Here is an 18,494-nt window from a genome sequence, read left to right on the forward strand (position 1 = left end):
CAATACAATTTATTACTTTTTAATGCACAACACTAATATTTTAAGCTGATGCAAAATCCAAGAATTAAATGGATATCCTAAAGCCACCTTCATTGCTAAATGCATTTATAATGACAGCAATATTACGTTGAGAGTAGTGATAGGTTTCAGAAAGCTTTTTTGAATCCATTCCCTCACTTGAAGCTAAGATGACTTGTGTATAACGTATGGTTTTACTGGAAGCTGAAGTTTTAATAGCTTTCCTTAACTCATCTATGTCATCAGCAGTTAGTACTCATAAAAATAGTTTTTTATTTGATCCATAGTTCATTTTAACTATCCTCTCTATATTTATTATATAGAAAAGTGGCGACTTAATTACTAGATGTAAATTCTGTTAACTGGCACTAGGACAGCTACAGAATATGTTCGAAGAGCGTATATAGTATAATCAAGGGATTCAGGAGAACTCTGGTTCTCTGAACCCCCTATAATATTTTATACACCACATCTTTATTCAAATTTTTCTTTTGAAAGAATTTCTTATCAGATATTCTTTTGAATCTATAAAATTTGACAAAGCAGACTCTTGAGTCTTAAAATATACTTATACACCAACATAGAAGGGAAATCAGTTTACACAAAAATATTTACACTTTCTACGCTTAAGTATTATTGCCACTTTAGTCAAGTCTCATATAAGCTTGATTAAAGTGGGCAAATACTCTATTTTATCTTGCTGGTAATTTTCTCTTTAATTCTTAATAATTTCATTCCCACCGTACTTTGCTTCATATTCATGTGTTTTGCTATTTCAGAATATGTATAATTTTTATAATGCCTTAGAAATAAGATTTTCTTTTCTTCCAAACTCAATTTATCTATATGTACTAATATATCTTTTAACATTTCTCTCTTCACATACTGTTCATCTATACTATCAACCCGTGCTGTTTTATATATATAATCCAATACATTATTGTCTTTATCAAATAAGTATACGATTTTGATTCTATTATTTATTTTCTGCCTTAGCATATCTTTAGATACATTCACTGCTATAGCACGAATCCAAACATCGAATTTTGACTTGTCTTTTAATTTGTTTAATCCTTCAAATGCCCGCATAAAAGTTATTTAAGTTACATCTTTTGACAATTCCTCATCATATGTAAAAGATAAGGCAAGTTTATGTACTTTTTCATAGTTTTCCAAAAATAATAAGGATAAGCAATCTTCATGTAATATACTATCCACTTTATTTTTTGCAAACATTCTCCGTTTACCCCCACATTATAAATAATAAAAATACTAATTATTCATATATTATTTTATTTAACCTTTTATGTAAATATATCACATATTATACATAATGTCAATTTGGGTTTTTAACGGAACTATCATCTTTAATCCATTAGGAATAATATTAAAGGCCGCTTCGCAAGTATCGAAAATTTCACCATCGACATTCAAAAGAAATCTTTCTTCCGAACGTATTCTAATTTCCTCAGACATAAAGTGTTCAACCTCTTTAAATCCCTCATGCCTGCCCCTAATCAACTGAGGAAAGAACAATACGATTTTAAGCGGATTTGCCCTGTCAATGTGATAAGCATCAAAACTGCCGTCATTGATGCTCGCTCTGGGGGCAATTTTCATTCCCCCTCCGTAATATTTGCCGTTTGCAACAGTAAGCAAAAGAGTTTCTTTGTTGTGCTCCATACCGTTAATATTTATTATAGAGTTAAAGCTTCTATAGCGAAACACAGTATAGAAAATTCCTGCGATATAAGAGCTCATTCCGAAAAACATAGGATACTTTTTAAACTTACGTGCATTTGCCACAATTTCGGCGTCAATTCCAACTGATGCGACATTTAAAAAATAACGGCCGTTTACTCTGCCAACATCAATATATTCTTCAGTTCCGTTTATTGTCCGGTACAAAAGGCTTGAGTCAACGGTATCTCCGATATTTCTGAAAAAATCGTTTCCGCTTCCTGCCGGAATTACCCCAAGGCTGCTTGAGCTGCCCATGACACCGTTCAGAACTTCGTTTAAAGTCCCGTCTCCGCCAATTGCATAAACTCTGCACCTGTCACTTTCCACATACTTTCGTGCAATTTCAGTAGCATCGCCGGGCCCCTTTGTAAATTCTATATAATAAGACTCTTTATTACCAAGTTCTTTACTCTTCATAAAATGCTTTTCTATTTCTTTAGCATATGCAACACCGCCTCCTTTACCGGCAAACGGGTTAATGATAAATAAATGCTTCATTACTCACCTCAAACTAAAAGCTAAAAAAATCTACTATAATATTATAATATACTCCATTACAAAAAGCGCCTTTACAGTTTAAACCTTTATGGGGTAATAATACAGAAATTCATGCATAATAAAGCGAAACTTAGGATACTCGCAACTCAAAATTTTAAGAAAAGTCAACATTCAGGTGCAATATCCTGGCCACTTGTTGTCCTTTCAAAATAAATCTCGGGCAGCACAATTCTTATCTCGTAATCTGAACTTTCCTTCTGCCAATACACAATAAATCTCACTTTTGCCCTCTTGGGAATATAGTTTCTTTGCTTCATTTCCTCAATTTTACCTCTAAACTGCTTTGAAAAAAGTACTACTTCCTGTCCTCTAAGATTTTTGCAGCAATTACCGTCCACAATGAGCTCATCTTCACTCATAAGCTGAGCAATCAAGTTCTGACGGAAAAGGAAAAAGTCCAGCACTACATCTTTATGGGTTAGCTGCATTGCCAGTTGACAAGGAGGAGAATAAATATTAGAATCGAAAAATGTCTTAAGTCCGCAAACCTTTATAGTATCAAGATAATCTCCATTATAGTGAATGGTAAGATTACGTTTTGCCCTTGTCATGGCAACATACAACTGCCTTAGTTCTTCATCGGTTTGCGGAGTAAATCTGTCCAGCATCAAAAATACATTGTCAAACTCTCTTCCCTTCGCCTTGTGAATGGTAGAAACAAATATAGTCTCCAACCCTTCTGTAAAAAATCCTCCATCTTTGATTCCCGGATAAAGATCTCTAGGTCGGATTTGTATTTATTCTTCGGATTTGTTGCTTCAAAGTCTTTAATAATGTTTAAACACAATTCCAAGTTCGGTCTGGCGTAAAACTTGTCTCTCAACTTGCGTTTTGCATCCGCCCAAGTATCCTCACCAATCATATAGGTATTTGGGAACAAGTTGAGACAATTTAGAAAATACCTGACTTCAAGAAGATTATATAGATTAAATCCTTCATTGGACTGAATCAACTTTGCCTGCATTCCGTTCTTCGTAAGCAAGCCTGCAATCTGCAATGCCTCTTCATTGCTTTTTGTCAAAACACAGGTTGACCCTGAAAGTCCTGTGTTAAGGATATCGCTAACCACCGGTGTAATCAAATTGCTGCTTTTGTACCGAACCAGCTTAATCTTTCCGTCGTCTTTCCAAACAGCAACAATAGGTATATTCTTAAGCCTATGGGATATTTTCTTTACAAATCTATTTGTAAATTCCACAAGGTTGCTCTTGCTCCTGTAGTTTTCTACAAGTTCGTACATCACAGCGTTTTTTTCTTTTATCAATCGTTCCAAGTATTTAGAGCTTGCACCCCGAAATTCATAAATATTCTGGTCGTCATCCCCAACCGCAATCACCCTCATATCCTCATTTTTCTCCATCAGGGTACCGATTAATTCAAACTCATCTGCGTCCATGTCCTGAGCTTCATCTATAACCAAAACAGTCTTTGTTATTCTGCCCGGCTCAACCTCGCCGCTTTTAATTCTACGTACTGCCTCTCTTATTACCTCACCAGACTTTTCCAGTGTTCCAATCCTTCCTAAAAGGTCAAAGCAATAGGAGTGAAAGGTCTTTATCTCAATGTAGTTGGCAGCATTGCCTATAAGTTTCAGAAGCCGTTTTTTAAATTCAGTGGCAGCAGCCCTCGAAAAGGTTAACATCAGCAATTGCTCATGCTTGACATCCTCCATTAGCATAAGTGACGCCAGCTTGTGAACCAGGACCCGGGTCTTCCCGCTTCCGGGTCCCGCTGCAACCACAATATGCTTTGACTCATTGTCGGTAATGATTTTCAATTGAGTAGGTGAGAGCTCCCCAAAAAGCTGCCTGAATTTTGCGGGAGTAATGTTTCTCTTTATTTCATCTTGCCGGCTTCCCTTGAAATATTTATTTAAAAAAGAGCTGTAATTTAGCGAAAAATAGTCATCCACAAACTGAAGAGCATCCTTATAATCACTGACCATTTTTCGTGCGTATTCACCGACAATATGAATCTGCTGCACTCTATTTTCATAAAACGCTTTAAGTTTTCTGTAATCCTCAACCTTGTACCGCTTTTTATTATCCTTCTCAATACGCTCAATAGCCATGGAGTTGTAAATAACCATAAAGCCGCCATCTATTTTTAATGCTCCGATTCGTGAAAGGTAAAAAAGTGCATCTTCAACATCGTCTGTTGAAACTTTAGTATTAAAAAGCTTTATTCTTTGCTCAAACTTTTCTTTAAGTTCGAGAACCGAAAACTCAACTTCCGTTTCCTCTTTATCCTCTTCTTTGATTCCTCTGCTTTCCGGAGCATTATATTTGATTTTATCATAAAGATATTCCAATATAAACTGTGCAAGCTCATGGATTTTGGTTAGCTTTTCTTCAAACACATTTCTATCATACATAGTTATTACAGCAATGTGATTTGCCGAAAATCCTGCATACTCCCTCTTTATCCAATTTTTTATAGCCCACAGGTTTATAACAGTTTTTATACTATTGGGTGTTACATCCCTACAGCCATAGTGTTCGGCTTGTTCATTGAGTTCCTTTATATGAAATATCTTTTCCTCCTCTGAAAAAACACTCAAGAGGACATTCTCAATTTTCACAAAGGATTTTAATATGCTTAATGATCGTTTTTGATTTTCCTTCTTCTTAATAAATGCCACAAGATCTTTGACATCGGCAAGGATTCCCTCTTCCCGAAGCAAGTTCACAATCTGAATAATTTCTTCTTTGGGAATTCCCAGATGATCCGAGAGATAATCAATCCTGGATTCCGCTTCCTCGTCCTTTGGATTTTTTCTTCTTTTGCTGGAAATAAGGCTTTTTATTATTCGGATGGCATTTTGCTTTTGCTTTTCGTCAAACCTGTCGGAAGCATTAATTTTACTTGCTGCCTCCGCGACATTTTTTGCAAGAATACTGTTGGCAAACACCCTAGGTATGTTTTGCCCTCTCTTAATATAACCCGCATCTTCCAATGCTGCTATCGCCGCTTTTACCCTGTTTTCCGCATCATTCAGGTTCTCGTTCCAACCGGCCTTTCTTGCGATTTCCAATGCGGATTGAGAGGTCTTCAACCGTATTCGGGTAACGTCTTTAATTGCCTTCCATACCTGCTGTATTTCTTCAATATTCAGCTTTGTCTGATTCAGCAAAATAAAATGCTTGTTGAGGTCTTCATCACTATACAATACATAACAATCGGCTGTTATATTTTCATCTCTTCCGGCTCTTCCGGCTTCCTGAACATAATTTTCAAGGGAGTCGGAAATATCGTAGTGAACGACCAGTCCCACATCTTTTTTATCCACTCCCATTCCAAAGGCAGATGTTGCAACCATGATTTGGATTTCCCCTTTTATAAAGGCATCCTGATTTTTCGTTTTTTCATCCTTATCCATTTTCCCGTGGAAGGCCCTTGCCGAAAACCCGTCCTGCTCAAGTCTTTTTGCCAAAGTGTCCACCATTTTTGTCCGTGATGCATAGACTATTGTGGGACAATTCTTTTCTTCAATCAAATCTCTTAACGTATTGTATTTTTCTTCCTGACTGTTTCTCTCAAACACCTTGTATCGGAGATTGCGTCTGGTTGCAGTCGAAGCAAAAAGCTCCATTTCGATAGAGAGCTTCTCCCTAAAATAATTTCTTATATCCTCAATGACATTTGGCTTTGCCGTGGCTGTAAAGCAGGAAACGGGAATGGGTCCTGCCATGTTTTTCTTTTCCTGAATTGATTTTATAAAGTCACCGATATATAAATAGTCGACTCTGAAATCCTGCCCCCAAGCCGAAAAGCAGTGAGCCTCATCAATGACAAATCGAACAACATTTCTTCCTAAAAGCAAACGCTCAATTGACCTTGCACGCAAAGACTCCGGCGAAATGTAAAGGATGGATGCCGAACCGTTTTCAACCCTTTCAAAGGCCTTGGCCCTTTCTATAGGTCCAGCAGGCCATTTATGGTAACCGCCTCGGTGATACCTGCCTTTTCTAAATTATCCACTTGGTCTTTCATAAGCGATTGAAGGGGTGAAATAACCACCGTCAGTCCTTTTGAATTCTTTCCGCTCATCAAAGCAGGCACCTGAAAAGTAATTGATTTACCTCCTCCGGTGGGAAACACGGCAAGAAGTGATTTGTTGGACACCGCCGCTCTTACGGCTTTCTCCTGCAGGGGTTCTCCGTCATATATTCTGTAAGAGTTATATCCAAAGTACTTTTTTAAGGCTTTATGGATGTCAAGAGCCTCATTGCAGTACTCACAGCCTTCCAAACACGGATTGTTTCTAAGCAGAAACATGATTCGCTCTACTTCCGGAAAGTTTTTCAGCACCCAAGGAGGAGTAATTGAATTGCGGCTTTTGGTATTTATAAGTGCTAAGCAGTAAGCTAACTCAATTGGATTTTGGTATATAATTTTACTTAGATTTACTTTTTCGCATATTTGAAACCGGAATTTGGTCCGGATTATTTTTTCCAAGTCGCAATGCTTTTGTTCATATCCGTCTAAAGCCTCCGGAGTATCAAATCCGTTTGGATTATTTGCAATTTCACCTGTCAAAGTCTCGTTAATGAACTTAAAAAAGGCAGAAAATTCTTCTTTGTCTTTTAGCAGAGTATAAAAAATCCACTTCATTTCATTATCCAATTCACGAAAAGCCTTAATCTCATCAAAGAAAAGGTCTCTGGCTTTTATTGAATCATTCAGCGGGTTATTGATATCATCGGCTTGAAGTTTGTCGTCTTTTACAAGGGCATGGTAAGGTTTTTTGGGAAACAAAAGAGGCGATAGATACAAAGTATCGATGAAATTCGCATCTTTAATACCGGCAGCTTCAACTGTATTTTTTATATATTTCAAATCATGTTTGATTATGTTGTGGCCGCAAATATACTCCGAGCCACGCAAGAATTCTATAAAGTCAGCTACGGAAGCAGAATGAAACAAATCGCTATTTCCCTTGATACTGCCAATGTCAAGAACTTTTCCGCTTTTAGGTTCTATTTCCGTATCAATAAAAGCTATATTCTTCACATCCTGCCCTCCCCAAAATACAACTGTTTTTTTACTTAACAAATTTCTATAATGTTTATTATTTTCTCCGTTGATTTTATTCTATTTGAAATTATAAATATCCTCCCTAAAGAAATTTTCTGTTTTTACCTACACATTTTGCTCGATATCTTTGAGTTTTTGCATATTCATCCAAACGGATGATAAATATTGCATTTATATGCGTTAGTGTATACAGGGCCAAAGTGCTATAGAAAAACTTCATTATTCAAACTATCCTTATGTGGTATAATTAAATCAAGCAAGTTTTTATTGGAGTATAACATGAAGAAAATACTAATGGATGATGGTTATAACTTGTGGGAAATACTGAAAAAAATAAATAGCTATAAAGTTGACAGCAAGTTTCCTTCATTGAAACGAACTATAAAACATTTTGATTTTAACGATGTATATACAGATGTTTTAGATTTTATTGAGTATAATATAGATTTAACAAAAGAATTGGAAAAGTATTTTGAAGATAATATTATAAAAGATAGTAATGATTTTGCTATGCGTGAAAAGGCTGAGACTTCACTAAAGGATAAGTGGAATAAAAATTCAAACAGTAATAAACAGTTTAGGGAAGTCTGCAATGATATATTTGGAATTAGAATAATTACCGGTTTGGACCAGGAAGAATTAGAATGTGAAATTCAGGATATTCCAAAAACAAATACAAGATATAAAATGCAAATGGTGAATTTTTACAACACGCCCAAGAGTACAGATGATGGATATAGAGGTATTCATTTATATTTTAGACATAATCCTAAGTGCTACTCTATAGAAATCCAATTTTGGACTCGGAGGGATTGGCTATTAAACAAGTATACACATGAAGTTATTTATAAACAGCGGTTTATTCAAAAGCATATACTGGATTATTCTTTAAAATTAAGGAATTGGCTCGACAAAATGCCTAGGAACCCAAAAGAAATTATCAGCTACGAAGATTATTTATATACTATGCTTCAATCAGTATATAAGGAAGGTGAATAGGATGAAAACATATATATTTTCTCGTAAGACAGGAACTGGCGGAACGAAAATCATGGAAATAGATAAAAAAGAAGCAATACAGATTATGAAGGAAAATAGAAATAAAGATTATCAATTAGGAATACTTACAGGTAGTAACTTTGATGTTGTTATTAAAGTATATAGCGAGTATGCTCCTTTCCACAAAGTAAATACTGTGCAAGAATTAATTAGGCCTTATGAAAAAACGCATTCAAGGCTAAGACGAATACCCAAAAGTAAAGTTGCACACTTAAAATGTAGATCCATTGTACCTAAGACTGTGTGCAGTATAAGAAGGGGTATTGTTATAAATTGCAAGCAAAACCAATAGGTGTTATACCTTTTTTTATCACAGTCTCCTTATCAGATCAAAAATTTCCGAGCTGTCAAAACCCACCTAAAAGCACCAATATACTTTTAGGTGGGTTTGCTTTTTATTTGCCTATTCTAATTCTTCTGCTACAACACAAAAATTTAAAAGTCTCATCAGTTGTTTTTGTTCACAAGAAATTTACCTATTGATTCCGAAAGGGATACAGCTGTGTTTTCCATCTCCGAACTTGTGACATTAATTTTTTCAAGCATTTTTGAATACTCATCTACCGCCGAAGATACTTCCTGAGCGCTAGATGAGGTTTCTTCCATAATTGCGGACAAATCATTTATCATTTCAACTATTTTATTCTTCTTTTCTTCCATATTGTTTCCCAGTGAAAACACGTCTTCTACTCTAAGCTTTGTATTTTGTATCGCTTTGGCAATTTCATTAAATACCTTGTTTGTTTGATCCATAGAATTTGCCTGGTCTTTTAAAATATCATTTATTTCAATTATCATTTCTTCCATATTATTTGAATTTAATCGTATATCGCTTATTATTTTATTTATTTCGTTAACAGATTTAGATGATTGTTCTGCCAACTTTCTGACTTCCTCTGCAACCACGGCAAATCCTTTTCCTGCCTCTCCGGCTCTTGCCGCTTCAATAGCTGCATTTAGGGAAAGAAGGTTGGTTTGGGCTGAAATATTCGATATGGTTTCCGATACCTTGCCTATTTGCTCTACTCCTCTTTGAGAATTCAGTAAAGTTTCGCTTATTTTACCTGAAAATTCAGTATTTCTCTTGGTTTTCTCACTAAGATTATTGATAGTTTCCAAACCTATATTTTTTAATTCTTCGGTGTTTGTTATTTCCTCTTCGAGGATATTTGTTGACGTAATAACTTTTTCAATTATATCTGCAAGTTCATTAACTTCTTGAACACCTTCATTTATATCCATTGCCTGGTGTGTAACCCCTTGTGCTATTTGCTCAATCGCATGGGATATCTCCTTATTCAGTGTATAATTCATATTTGTGGATTTAGCCAGTTCTGTTGACGAAGCACTCAATAAATTTGAAGTTTCATCTATTTTAATTATTAAATGTGAAAGATTGGCCGACATTTCGAGAATTTTTTCTCCCAAAAAACCAATCTCATCTTCCGAATCAATCTCAACAGTTGAAGTAAGATCTCCACGGGATATTTTATCTACAAACTCGCAAAGCTTTTTTATAGATCTTACAATATTTCCAGAAACTATTAAAATTATTCCCCAAAGAATCAGTGTAATTATCACAACTTGTGCCACTTCTTTCATTGTATTTCCAAATATTTCTTGGTTTGCATAGTAGCTAGTAACGGTTAATTCTATTCTTCCGATATTTACTTCTCCTCTCAAGACATCACAACTAAAAGGAGGTAACAAATTTTTCTCACGGTATTGCTGACCATCTTTTTCTTTCCTAAATAAAGATATATTATTATAATCGAATATTTCAATAGCCGCAACTTCATCGTTTTCCATTAAAGAATTGCCTATAGACTCAAGTGCAGCAAAATTTAATTGCCATAGCGGTTCGACCGAAGATACTTCTGCTATCCTTAAAAATCCTTCTGCTCTTTCTTTCAATCTTTTATTGTGTGAATTATAAGCAATGATTGCAGCAGCAAAATTATACAGAAGCAAAAAAGCTATAACACTGATTATCGTCGGCACGGAAAAACGTAATGATATTTTTTTTAAGTGTCCAAATTTAGCTCCCTTTAATTTAAAATTATTGTTTAAAAATTTATCTTTTAGTTGCTGTAAAATTTTCATTATAGCTCCTCCAAGGATTTAATATTGGAAATGGTAGAATGCTAGGCAGTAAAATGTGTTGTATAAGATATTATTGTGTTTTTTGATTTAAATACAATAATATCTTATAAACAACATTAGCCGTATGCAGATTCTAGAACATAATAACCATAATTACAGCTTTGATATGTCAATATATTTTGCCAACATATCAAGGTACTCTTTTTCCAAATCCATGTCTTTTACTGCTTCATTGTATTTTTCGGCAAAACTGCCTGCCGCTTTGGAAAATACTACATAAAAACCCGCTTTGCTTTCAGGAAGATCAAGTATTTTTATATCATCTTCCAAATCCAATTGATTCATCAATTCTACAAATGCGGCTTTATCCGGTGCATAAACCGCATCTATCCTGCCTGACACAAGCCTCATTAAATTTGTTTCGTGATAATTGCTTGTAGATACCAAATCAAATTGGACCCTAGGATCTTTCATAAACTCACTAATAAAGCTTTTTTCAGCATATCCGATTTTAAGGTTCAGTATGTCATCAATTTTCCTAATTTCACTGAGTTGATTGTCCTTTTTTACTGCTATTGCCGTTTGACTATTAAAAAAGGTTTTCTCGGAACATATTGAAACACTTTCTCTTTCAGGATTTTTAGTAAGTAAAGCAGAGGCAAAAGGTTTGGTATTAGCCTCAAAATTGGCAGTTTGCCTTGGAATAGGAGTTCCTTCCTTATCCCACACAAATTTCACATTCATTTTTGGTGCTATTTTTTGCTCAAGCAAATCATATACAGCACCTGCCAATTCACCGGTTTCCTTGTCAATAAATATATGTGGGGGATTTTCAAACCATGAAACTTGAAGTTCATTTTCATTAGTCTCATTTTTTGCAGTATCTTTTTGTGTTTCTCCTTTTTCATTATTTTGACCGTTTGCCGTACTTCCAACCGTTTGAGTTCCTTTATCAACACCCGAGCTTTCAACACTTTTGCATCCTGATAAAACAAGAATAAGTGCCACGGCGATCGTTAAGGAAAAAAATCTTTTCATATCTTTCTCTCTCCTTCGCTTTTTAATTTATTTAATATACAAGAAAATTTAGTAAGGTAATAACATCAGACAAAAATTCCAATAGACTCTTTTAACGTCACATCACCCTATATTTGTGATGTCTTGGTTGAAATAACACATTTTATAGCAGTTATTTATTATATCGGTATTGATAATACGCTACATTATAAAAAAATATTAAGTAATATAACCTTTAATGGAAATTATACGAAGCATTCTTTCGGTTAAAAATTTCCTTCTTTATTTCATATGTTATAACCATCCAACCTTTATGCATTAATTTTTATTTTCCGTAATTTCGGACTAAAAAAATCATCCCACCGTTAATTTATAACAGCAGTGGATGATATAAAACGGAGAACCGTCTCCTGTTCTATTCTAATGCTTCTTCATAAGCTTTCTGTGTCATCTCATCAAAGCACACCATAATTACCTGAGTTAAACTATCGTTTTGGCACAAAAAATCGTATATTTCTTTTATTGCAATCTTTGCAGCCCTCTTTATAGGAAACTTGTATGCGCCGGTGCTGATTGAAGGAAATGCAATTGTTTTCAATCCGTTATCCACCGCAAGCTGCAGAGAACTTCTGTAGCAGGAAGCCAGAAGTTCGTCTTCGTTGTTGTCTCCGCCGCGCCAAATCGGACCCACTGTATGTATTACATACTTTGCAGGAAGATATATCCCTTTGTAATCTTAGCTTTTCCGGTTTCACACCCGTTGAGCTTTCGACACTCCTCTAAAAGCTCCGGTCCCGCAGCACGGTGTATAGCACCGTCCACCCCTCCTCCTCCGTGAAGGAATCTGTTTGCAGCATTAACAATTGCATCGGTATTTATCTTTGTTATATCACCTTTTATTATTTGAAAACGTTCCATATTCTTTACCCCTTTGCAACTAAAATTACTTTTGTATCTTCTTTTGCTATGGTAAATTAATTCATTTTCAGAATTTATCCTAAAAAACTCATACTAAAATTATAATATTTTACAGTAAGCATCACAAGCTTATCTTATCCGGTTCTTTTTTATTTAATTAATATAATCCCCTGGCCTTGTTCATTGCTTTATTTCAACGTTTATGCTCTCCTTCAAAAATAAAACAAATAAATTATTTTTTCTTGATTTTTTCAGAAAGAATAGCTTACAATATATGTATTATTTTTCACACTCGAGATAAAAAATAATAATAAGTATAAACAAGAACATAAACAGTAAAAAGAAAGGAAATTAAAATGGGTAATAATCATAAACTCAAATACTTCACAAGAACAGCAATACTTTTGGCATTAACCGTAGTTTTTCAGTTCCTTGGAAGGCCTATTCTTTTAGGGCCAAACAGCAATTTTATAGTTGGGCCTTTAGTTAATGCCTGTCTTGTTATATCCTCCGGTTTGGTTGGACTTTTCAGCGGTGCTGTTATATCCGTTCTGGCACCTTACGGAGCCATCCTTACAGGTGCAGCGCTGCCTTTGCCGTTGGCTCCCTTTATAGCTTTGGGCAACTTCGCTCTTGTACTCGCATTTTATATTTTTAGAAAGAAAAAAATTATCGGCATAGTTTTGGGTTCGATTGCGAAATTTGCAGTTATTTACGGTTCTCTGCTTTACATCATTCCATTTTTCAAACTGTTGCCTGAAAACAAGGCAATGGCTTTAGCCGGTGCTGCTTTCGGATGGCCTCAGCTTGTGACGGCACTAATAGGAGGAATTATAGCATTGCCCATCATCTATAGGCTTGAAAGGCATATTTAGGCTTATTATTTTTCGATGAAATTTTTACCCCTCCAAAGCCGGCATAAAAATTCCTCCCAGGTATACAATTTACCCAAGGAGGAATTCAACTGTTCATTCCCGCACAATTTTAAATTTTCTATTTTAAACTGCTTTCTTAGTTATTGCAGCATAAAGGATATCTTCAATTATGGTCTCTAAAGTTTCCTTTTCAACTCTAATCTGATCATTCAAACTTTTTTCCTGCTTTGTCAACTCATCAACAGCTTCCTTGTCAACCGGCTTAGTTTCCCTTAATTTCTTCAATTCTGCCTTAACTTCTTCTTTCTTTTCTTCCAATGCAGCAATCTTTTCCGCAAATAATGCTTGTTGTTCTTCTATCTGTACTATAGCATTGCCAAACTCTGCAACCAATTTAATCCTGTCAATTTCCTCTTTCAATGCATCTCTCTTAGCTCTGAGCTCGTCCTTCAATGCTTTTTCTTCTTCCTTTAATTTCGTAACTGCTTCCTCATCCACAGTCTCTTCCGCCTTCAAAGCCTTTATTTCTGCTTTTACTTTTTCTATTTTTTCTTTTATTTCACTTTTCTTTTTTTGCAAAATCTGCTTGTGCTGCTTCAATCTTTGCCACTGCTTCTTCTCCATACTCAGCAACCAATTTAATTCTTTCAATTTTCTTTTTCAAAGCGTCCCTCTTAGCTTTCAACTCATCATGCAGTGCTTTTTCTTCTTCCTTTAATTTCGCAACTGCTTCCTCATCCACAGTCTCTTCTGCCTCTAAAGCTTTAATCTCTGCTTTTATTTTTTCTATTTTTTCTTTTATTTCACTTTCTTCTTTTGCAAATCCGCTTCTGCTGCTTCAATCTTTGCTACTGCTTCTTCTCCATATTCAGCAACCAATTTAATTCTTTCAATTTTCTTTTTCAAAGCGTCCCTCTTAGCTTTCAACTCATCATGCAGTGCTTTTTCCTCTTCCTTTAATTTCGTAACTGCTTCCTCATCCACAGTCTCTTCTGCCTCTAAAGCTTTAATCTCTGCTTTTATTTTTTCTATTTTTTCTTTTATTTCACTTTCTTCTTTTGCAAAATCCGCTTCTGCTGCTTCAATCTTTGCTACTGCTTCTTCTCCATACTTAACAACCTTTTTTACTCTTTCAATTAACTTGTTTAATTCATCTCTTTTAGCTTTTATCTCGTCGTGCAACGCTTTTTCTTCCTTTTTTAATTCCGATATTGCTTCTTCGTCTACGGGTTTTACTTTTTCTAAAGCCTTTATTTCTTCATGCACAGCTTTATGACTTTCTTCCAGTACTGCAATTTCTTCCTCATACGATGCTTTAATCTTTGCTGTTTCTTTCTTTTCAACAATAGATTCAACATATTTGGGATGAATAATCTGACTTACCGGTTTGTTGTAAATCTCATTTTGAATTGGATCTTTTGAAGCAAAAACACTTGTTGTAACAGAAAACACCAATGCTGCTGTCAATAAAGAACTTGCAAATCTTTTCATTTTAAAATCTCTCCTTTACTTTTTTATTTTTTATTTTATAAGCCATATTCCTTGTTTTTATATGGCTTATATTCACATCCCGGTATCTTCCCGAATATACATTATTTAAGTTTTTATCCTTTTCGCTCAAGTCTTTCGATAACACTATGTTTTTTTGTTCGGTTTATTTTTATTTTTTTAAGCAATTTAAAAGTTTTATAGCTTTATTTTGCATTTTATTATCTTTTACCGAATTAAAATAGAAGTCATATACGAATCCTCTATAGCAAGGGGGGGGAATATTCATTGATAAGTTTTAGTTCGTACAACTTGTTCCGGCATGAAAAAGACTCTTTTTTAGATATTATAAAAAGAATCAAAGATGGCGACACGCTACTTAGAAATAAGTTTATTGATGACTTCAAACCCTTTATTCTAAAATGCGTATCTCAATTGGTAGGTAAAAAAAACAACTTGGCTCAAAGCGACGAATACAGCATTGCCCTAATTGCCTTCAACGAAGCTATTGAGTCCTATAACTTAGATAAAAAAACAAAGTTTGTCAGCTTTTCAAAGCAAGTAATAAAAAGGCGGCTTATAGATTATTTGAGAAGCACAAAAAAGAACAATGTAACTGTGCCTTTTTCATATCTTAAGGATTATAACACCGGGTTTTATGAGCACAGTACCAGTAACTTCGAAGAAAAGTTTTATATGATAAAAACTCGGACTATAGCATTGATTTTGAAACTAGAGAAGAAATTAAGAATTTCGAGCTAAAAATATATGAATATAAAATGACCATTGAAGACCTGATTGAATGTTCCCCAAAACACCGCGATACTATAATCTTATGCCTCAAAGTAGCAAATATTATCATAGAAAACGAATCATTATATCAATCATTCAGGGAAAGAAAAATTCTCCCGTATAAAGAGTTGACCGAGCATTTTAACCTATGCCGCAGAACTCTTGAAAAAAACAGAAAATTCATTATTGCCATGGTTTTTATACTTAAAAGCGATCTTGAGGTATTGAAAAAATATATATATGATACATTAGGACGGTGAAATATTATGGTAAAACAAAAGGGCACTATTTTAAAGCTAAAAGGTGACCTGGCTATTATTATGACCAATGATTGCAAAATTGGTTCAATAATGAAACAGCCGGGTATGTATGTGGGATTGGAAATATCGTTCAATAAAAACGAAATTATAAATAAGAAAAGCAAGCTTGTCTTTTCTTCCCGAATTGCCGCAGGAGTTGCTGCAATATTTATAATTATGTTTGTTTCTTTTAATCTTTTTAATAATTATGGCGTATATGCTTATGTCGCCATAGATTCCGACACCAGCATAGAATTTGAGCTGGATAAAAACAACAAAATACTCAAGGTAAATTATTATAATGATGACGCCAACACTTTATTAAATGAACTAAATTTTAAGAATCAATCCATTGATTTTGCTATAAAAGAAGTAATAAAAAAATTGGATTTGGATGAATCAACTATTTTGATATCGGCATGCTTGAAAAATCAAAACCAAAAAAAATCATCTGTTCCTGCTAACAATGAATCGGAAAAATTCGGTAAATTAATCGATATATGTAAAAGTGCCATCGAGAATAATATCAATGACAATACTGAGTCAAAAGTAGTAGAAGTTCCCTATGACTACAAAAAACTGGCAGATAAAAACAAAATCTCTCTAGGTAGAAGCATCGTCTACGAAAAAGCAAAAGAACAAGGAGTTGATTTCAACATTGAAGACATAAAGACCAAGAGTATTGGAGAGTCTTTGAAAAAAGTCAAAATTGACGATGTAGGTGTTGTACATAATGTAAAAAAGGCAGAATCAAAAGAACCTGAGCCACAGCCAAAAATAAAAGATTCGCCAAAAGATAAACCTGTTTTGGAAGAGAAAAAAGATCCAAAACCGGAAGTTGAACCAACGCATAGACAACAAGAAAATCAAAAACCTGAGCCAAAGGTTAAACCCAAAGAAAAACCTAATGTTGAACCAAAAGATTCTTTAGAAGAAAAGCCAATACCAAAGGCAAAAGATAGCGAAAAAGAGAAACCGAAGGACAAAGTTGAAGAAAAACCCGAGGCTGAACCAAAGAATACACCTATAGAAAAGCCAAAAGATAATCTCGAAGGTAAGCCTAATATTGACCTAAAGGATAATCTCAAAGAAAAACCGCAGGATAATCTTAATGATAAACCGGAAGTTGTACTGAAGGATGGTCCGAAAGAGACTAAAAAGGATAGTCTTCATAGTAAGTCTGAACCGAACCATAGTCTCTAAAAAACTGAAAGTTGAAGTAATAGATTAACTTGAAACAAAAACCAAAACTTTAAATATCAAAATTTTGTTGCAAATTATAATTAAAAATCTCCTTCTTGGTAAGAATTTTAAAAAATAAGAAGGAGATTCTTTATATCCAAACTGTCTTCAGAAGTTCACCGGCAGCTCTGTAAAGCTACAAAAGGCTGTACACTATAACCGCTATTTTGTGACACTTTACCCAACTGTTTTATAAAACAACCGGTATTTCACGAACAATATCCATTCTTCTTTCCTCCACATCAACTTTGCACACATAAGCCATAAGGTCAACACCGGCTTCTGCGGCTGCTTTTAACGCATTGGCAAAATCCTTGTCCGTCCTGTCATTGGGCCTTACAACATCTGCATCCTCCCTCTGTACAATAAAAACAACCCCTGCCTCTCTCCCGTTCTGCCTTATCTCTGCCAACTCTTCAAGATGCCGGGTACCTCTTTTGGTTGGAGCATCGGGGAAAAACCCCTGTCTGTCTTCCACAAGTGTAACACCTTTAACTTCAATATAGTATTCTTTTTCTTCAGAAAACAATCCAAAATCAAAGCGGCTGTTTAATACAGTTACTTCCCGGCGTATTTCACTGTAACCGCAAAATTTCTCAAACTTCCCCTGTATTAGTGCTTCATGCATTATTCTATTGGCACATTGGCAGAATCTATGGATACCCATATTCCGTTTTTTCTTGCCAATATTAATCCAAAACGGGTCTTGCGGTCCGCACCGTCATGTTTTCTCACCATGACAACCGCTTCTTCCTCCAAAAGCTCTTTCAGCCTTCCCGTATTCGGAACATGAGCCAATTCCCGTACCCCATCAACTTCCACAACGGCTACAAACCGATTCAACCTTTTAATAAACTTTGCTTCTACAAGCTCTCCTTCGATTCGCATCTTATTCTCCTTTTTGATCGAGTTCCCAATTTCTCTATTTAATGCAGAGAAAAACGTAATATAAAATTAATTACCCACGACAGACGTAAGCATAACACAATAATCAAATTTTTCATTAATCTAATAATTATAATACTTTTTCAATAATTCTGAGGAATTTTATAAAGTGTGCGACTTAAAAAAATTTACTCTCGCGAATATATAATATAAAATTGTGGGTTTATAGATTTTTTCTTACGGCCATATAGAAAAACCCATAATACCATCTACTTACTGCTTAGATCCGGACATATATTTTCAAAGCTGCTTATTAATAAAATATTTATTTATAAAATTTAAAAGAAGGAGGAGCAATATGAAACAGAAACTATTGCTAATTTTCATGATTCTGGTGTCTTTTACCGTTTCGTTTACCCTGTTTCCGGTAAATGTACAGGCCAAAACAATTACGTCAAAT

At 34.8% G+C, this 18,494-nt stretch carries 14 protein-coding genes and 2 pseudogenes; 5 read left to right on the forward strand and 11 right to left on the reverse strand.

Annotation, left to right across the window (positions count from 1 at the left end; all coding sequences use genetic code 11):
* Positions 1–705 precede the first annotated feature (705 nt).
* The 3 genes and pseudogenes from JCM21531_RS14635 to JCM21531_RS14645 all read right to left on the reverse strand — a co-directional run bounded on the left by JCM21531_RS14635 (position 706) and on the right by JCM21531_RS14645 (position 7,332).
* Positions 706–1,107 carry an RNA polymerase sigma factor gene (locus tag JCM21531_RS14635; protein WP_038291006.1) on the reverse strand — a complete coding sequence of 134 codons (402 nt, stop codon included), beginning with the start codon at positions 1,105–1,107 and terminating at the stop codon, positions 706–708.
* Between the two features lie 228 nt (positions 1,108–1,335).
* Entirely contained in the window at positions 1,336–2,259 is a 924-nt protein-coding gene (locus JCM21531_RS14640; RefSeq protein WP_038291008.1) for a diacylglycerol/lipid kinase family protein, read from the reverse strand.
* 164 nt (positions 2,260–2,423) lie between these two features.
* Positions 2,424–7,332: pseudogene (locus JCM21531_RS14645) on the reverse strand (RecQ family ATP-dependent DNA helicase).
* A 303-nt stretch (positions 7,333–7,635) separates the two neighbouring features.
* Here JCM21531_RS14645 and JCM21531_RS14650 point away from each other — a divergent pair.
* Positions 7,636–8,355, forward strand: coding sequence for a RelA/SpoT-related domain-containing protein (locus tag JCM21531_RS14650; RefSeq protein WP_038291010.1), 720 nt, complete (start codon positions 7,636–7,638; stop codon positions 8,353–8,355).
* Between the two features lies 1 nt (position 8,356).
* Positions 8,357–8,707, forward strand: coding sequence for a hypothetical protein (locus tag JCM21531_RS14655; protein WP_038291012.1), 351 nt, complete (start codon positions 8,357–8,359; stop codon positions 8,705–8,707).
* A gap of 155 nt (positions 8,708–8,862) precedes the next feature.
* Here JCM21531_RS14655 and JCM21531_RS14660 read toward each other — a convergent pair whose 3' ends face one another.
* From JCM21531_RS14660 to JCM21531_RS14670, 3 genes and pseudogenes are all read right to left on the reverse strand, one after another.
* Complete coding sequence (locus JCM21531_RS14660) at positions 8,863–10,329, reverse strand: methyl-accepting chemotaxis protein (protein WP_243467757.1); 1,467 nt, start codon at positions 10,327–10,329, stop codon at positions 8,863–8,865.
* A 342-nt stretch (positions 10,330–10,671) separates the two neighbouring features.
* Positions 10,672–11,556, reverse strand: coding sequence for a substrate-binding periplasmic protein (locus tag JCM21531_RS14665; RefSeq protein WP_038291016.1), 885 nt, complete (start codon positions 11,554–11,556; stop codon positions 10,672–10,674).
* Between the two features lie 394 nt (positions 11,557–11,950).
* A pseudogene (locus tag JCM21531_RS14670) lies at positions 11,951–12,453 on the reverse strand (O-acetyl-ADP-ribose deacetylase).
* Between the two features lie 356 nt (positions 12,454–12,809).
* Between JCM21531_RS14670 and JCM21531_RS14675 the strand changes: the two are divergent.
* Positions 12,810–13,328, forward strand: coding sequence for an ECF transporter S component (locus JCM21531_RS14675; RefSeq protein ID WP_038291017.1), 519 nt, complete (start codon positions 12,810–12,812; stop codon positions 13,326–13,328).
* Between the two features lie 123 nt (positions 13,329–13,451).
* Here the strand turns inward: JCM21531_RS14675 and JCM21531_RS22635 are convergent, their stop codons facing one another.
* The 3 genes from JCM21531_RS22635 to JCM21531_RS22645 are packed head-to-tail and all read right to left on the reverse strand — an operon-like array spanning position 13,452 to position 14,819.
* The gene (locus tag JCM21531_RS22635) at positions 13,452–13,907 is read right to left on the reverse strand and encodes a hypothetical protein (protein WP_243467758.1); all 456 of its coding nucleotides are present in this window, start codon (positions 13,905–13,907) and stop codon (positions 13,452–13,454) included.
* Positions 13,888–14,070: a hypothetical protein gene (locus JCM21531_RS22640; protein WP_243467759.1), complete on the reverse strand. Its 183-nt coding sequence runs from the start codon at positions 14,068–14,070 to the stop codon at positions 13,888–13,890. Before JCM21531_RS22640 ends, JCM21531_RS22635 begins: the two co-directional genes overlap by 20 nt.
* A gap of 56 nt (positions 14,071–14,126) precedes the next feature.
* On the reverse strand, positions 14,127–14,819 hold the full coding sequence (locus JCM21531_RS22645; RefSeq protein WP_243467760.1) for a hypothetical protein: 693 nt from the start codon (positions 14,817–14,819) through the stop codon (positions 14,127–14,129).
* A 285-nt stretch (positions 14,820–15,104) separates the two neighbouring features.
* Between JCM21531_RS22645 and JCM21531_RS22650 the strand changes: the two genes are divergently transcribed.
* A complete protein-coding gene (locus JCM21531_RS22650; RefSeq protein ID WP_243467761.1) occupies positions 15,105–15,578 on the forward strand; it encodes a sigma factor in 474 nt (157 codons plus the stop codon).
* A 296-nt stretch (positions 15,579–15,874) separates the two neighbouring features.
* Positions 15,875–17,110 carry an anti-sigma-I factor RsgI family protein gene (locus tag JCM21531_RS14690; protein WP_243467762.1) on the forward strand — a complete coding sequence of 412 codons (1,236 nt, stop codon included), beginning with the start codon at positions 15,875–15,877 and terminating at the stop codon, positions 17,108–17,110.
* Positions 17,111–17,339: 229 nt separating this feature from the next.
* Here the strand turns inward: JCM21531_RS14690 and JCM21531_RS22655 are convergent, their stop codons facing one another.
* Together JCM21531_RS22655 and JCM21531_RS22660 are read right to left on the reverse strand one after the other, a co-directional pair.
* The gene (locus JCM21531_RS22655) at positions 17,340–17,777 is read right to left on the reverse strand and encodes a DNA/RNA nuclease SfsA (protein WP_243467763.1); all 438 of its coding nucleotides are present in this window, start codon (positions 17,775–17,777) and stop codon (positions 17,340–17,342) included.
* Positions 17,777–18,037: a hypothetical protein gene (locus JCM21531_RS22660; protein ID WP_243467764.1), complete on the reverse strand. Its 261-nt coding sequence runs from the start codon at positions 18,035–18,037 to the stop codon at positions 17,777–17,779. Before JCM21531_RS22660 ends, JCM21531_RS22655 begins: the two co-directional genes overlap by 1 nt.
* Between the last annotated feature and the right edge of the window lie 457 nt (positions 18,038–18,494).

The organism is Acetivibrio straminisolvens JCM 21531 (assembly GCF_000521465.1).
GTDB classification, from domain to species: Bacteria; Bacillota; Clostridia; order Acetivibrionales; family Acetivibrionaceae; genus Hungateiclostridium; species Hungateiclostridium straminisolvens.

Coding starts and splice junctions, on each gene's coding strand:
- JCM21531_RS22645 (WP_243467760.1), bottom strand. CDS start 14,819: ATGAAAAGATTTGCAAGTTCTTTATTGACAGCAGCATTGGTGTTTTCT.
- JCM21531_RS14690 (WP_243467762.1), top strand. CDS start 15,875: ATGGTAAAACAAAAGGGCACTATTTTAAAGCTAAAAGGTGACCTGGCT.
- JCM21531_RS14655 (WP_038291012.1), top strand. CDS start 8,357: ATGAAAACATATATATTTTCTCGTAAGACAGGAACTGGCGGAACGAAA.
- JCM21531_RS14635 (WP_038291006.1), bottom strand. CDS start 1,107: ATGCGGGCATTTGAAGGATTAAACAAATTAAAAGACAAGTCAAAATTC.
- JCM21531_RS14640 (WP_038291008.1), bottom strand. CDS start 2,259: ATGAAGCATTTATTTATCATTAACCCGTTTGCCGGTAAAGGAGGCGGT.
- JCM21531_RS14665 (WP_038291016.1), bottom strand. CDS start 11,556: ATGAAAAGATTTTTTTCCTTAACGATCGCCGTGGCACTTATTCTTGTT.
- JCM21531_RS22655 (WP_243467763.1), bottom strand. CDS start 17,777: ATGCATGAAGCACTAATACAGGGGAAGTTTGAGAAATTTTGCGGTTAC.
- JCM21531_RS14650 (WP_038291010.1), top strand. CDS start 7,636: ATGAAGAAAATACTAATGGATGATGGTTATAACTTGTGGGAAATACTG.
- JCM21531_RS14675 (WP_038291017.1), top strand. CDS start 12,810: ATGGGTAATAATCATAAACTCAAATACTTCACAAGAACAGCAATACTT.
- JCM21531_RS22660 (WP_243467764.1), bottom strand. CDS start 18,037: ATGCGAATCGAAGGAGAGCTTGTAGAAGCAAAGTTTATTAAAAGGTTG.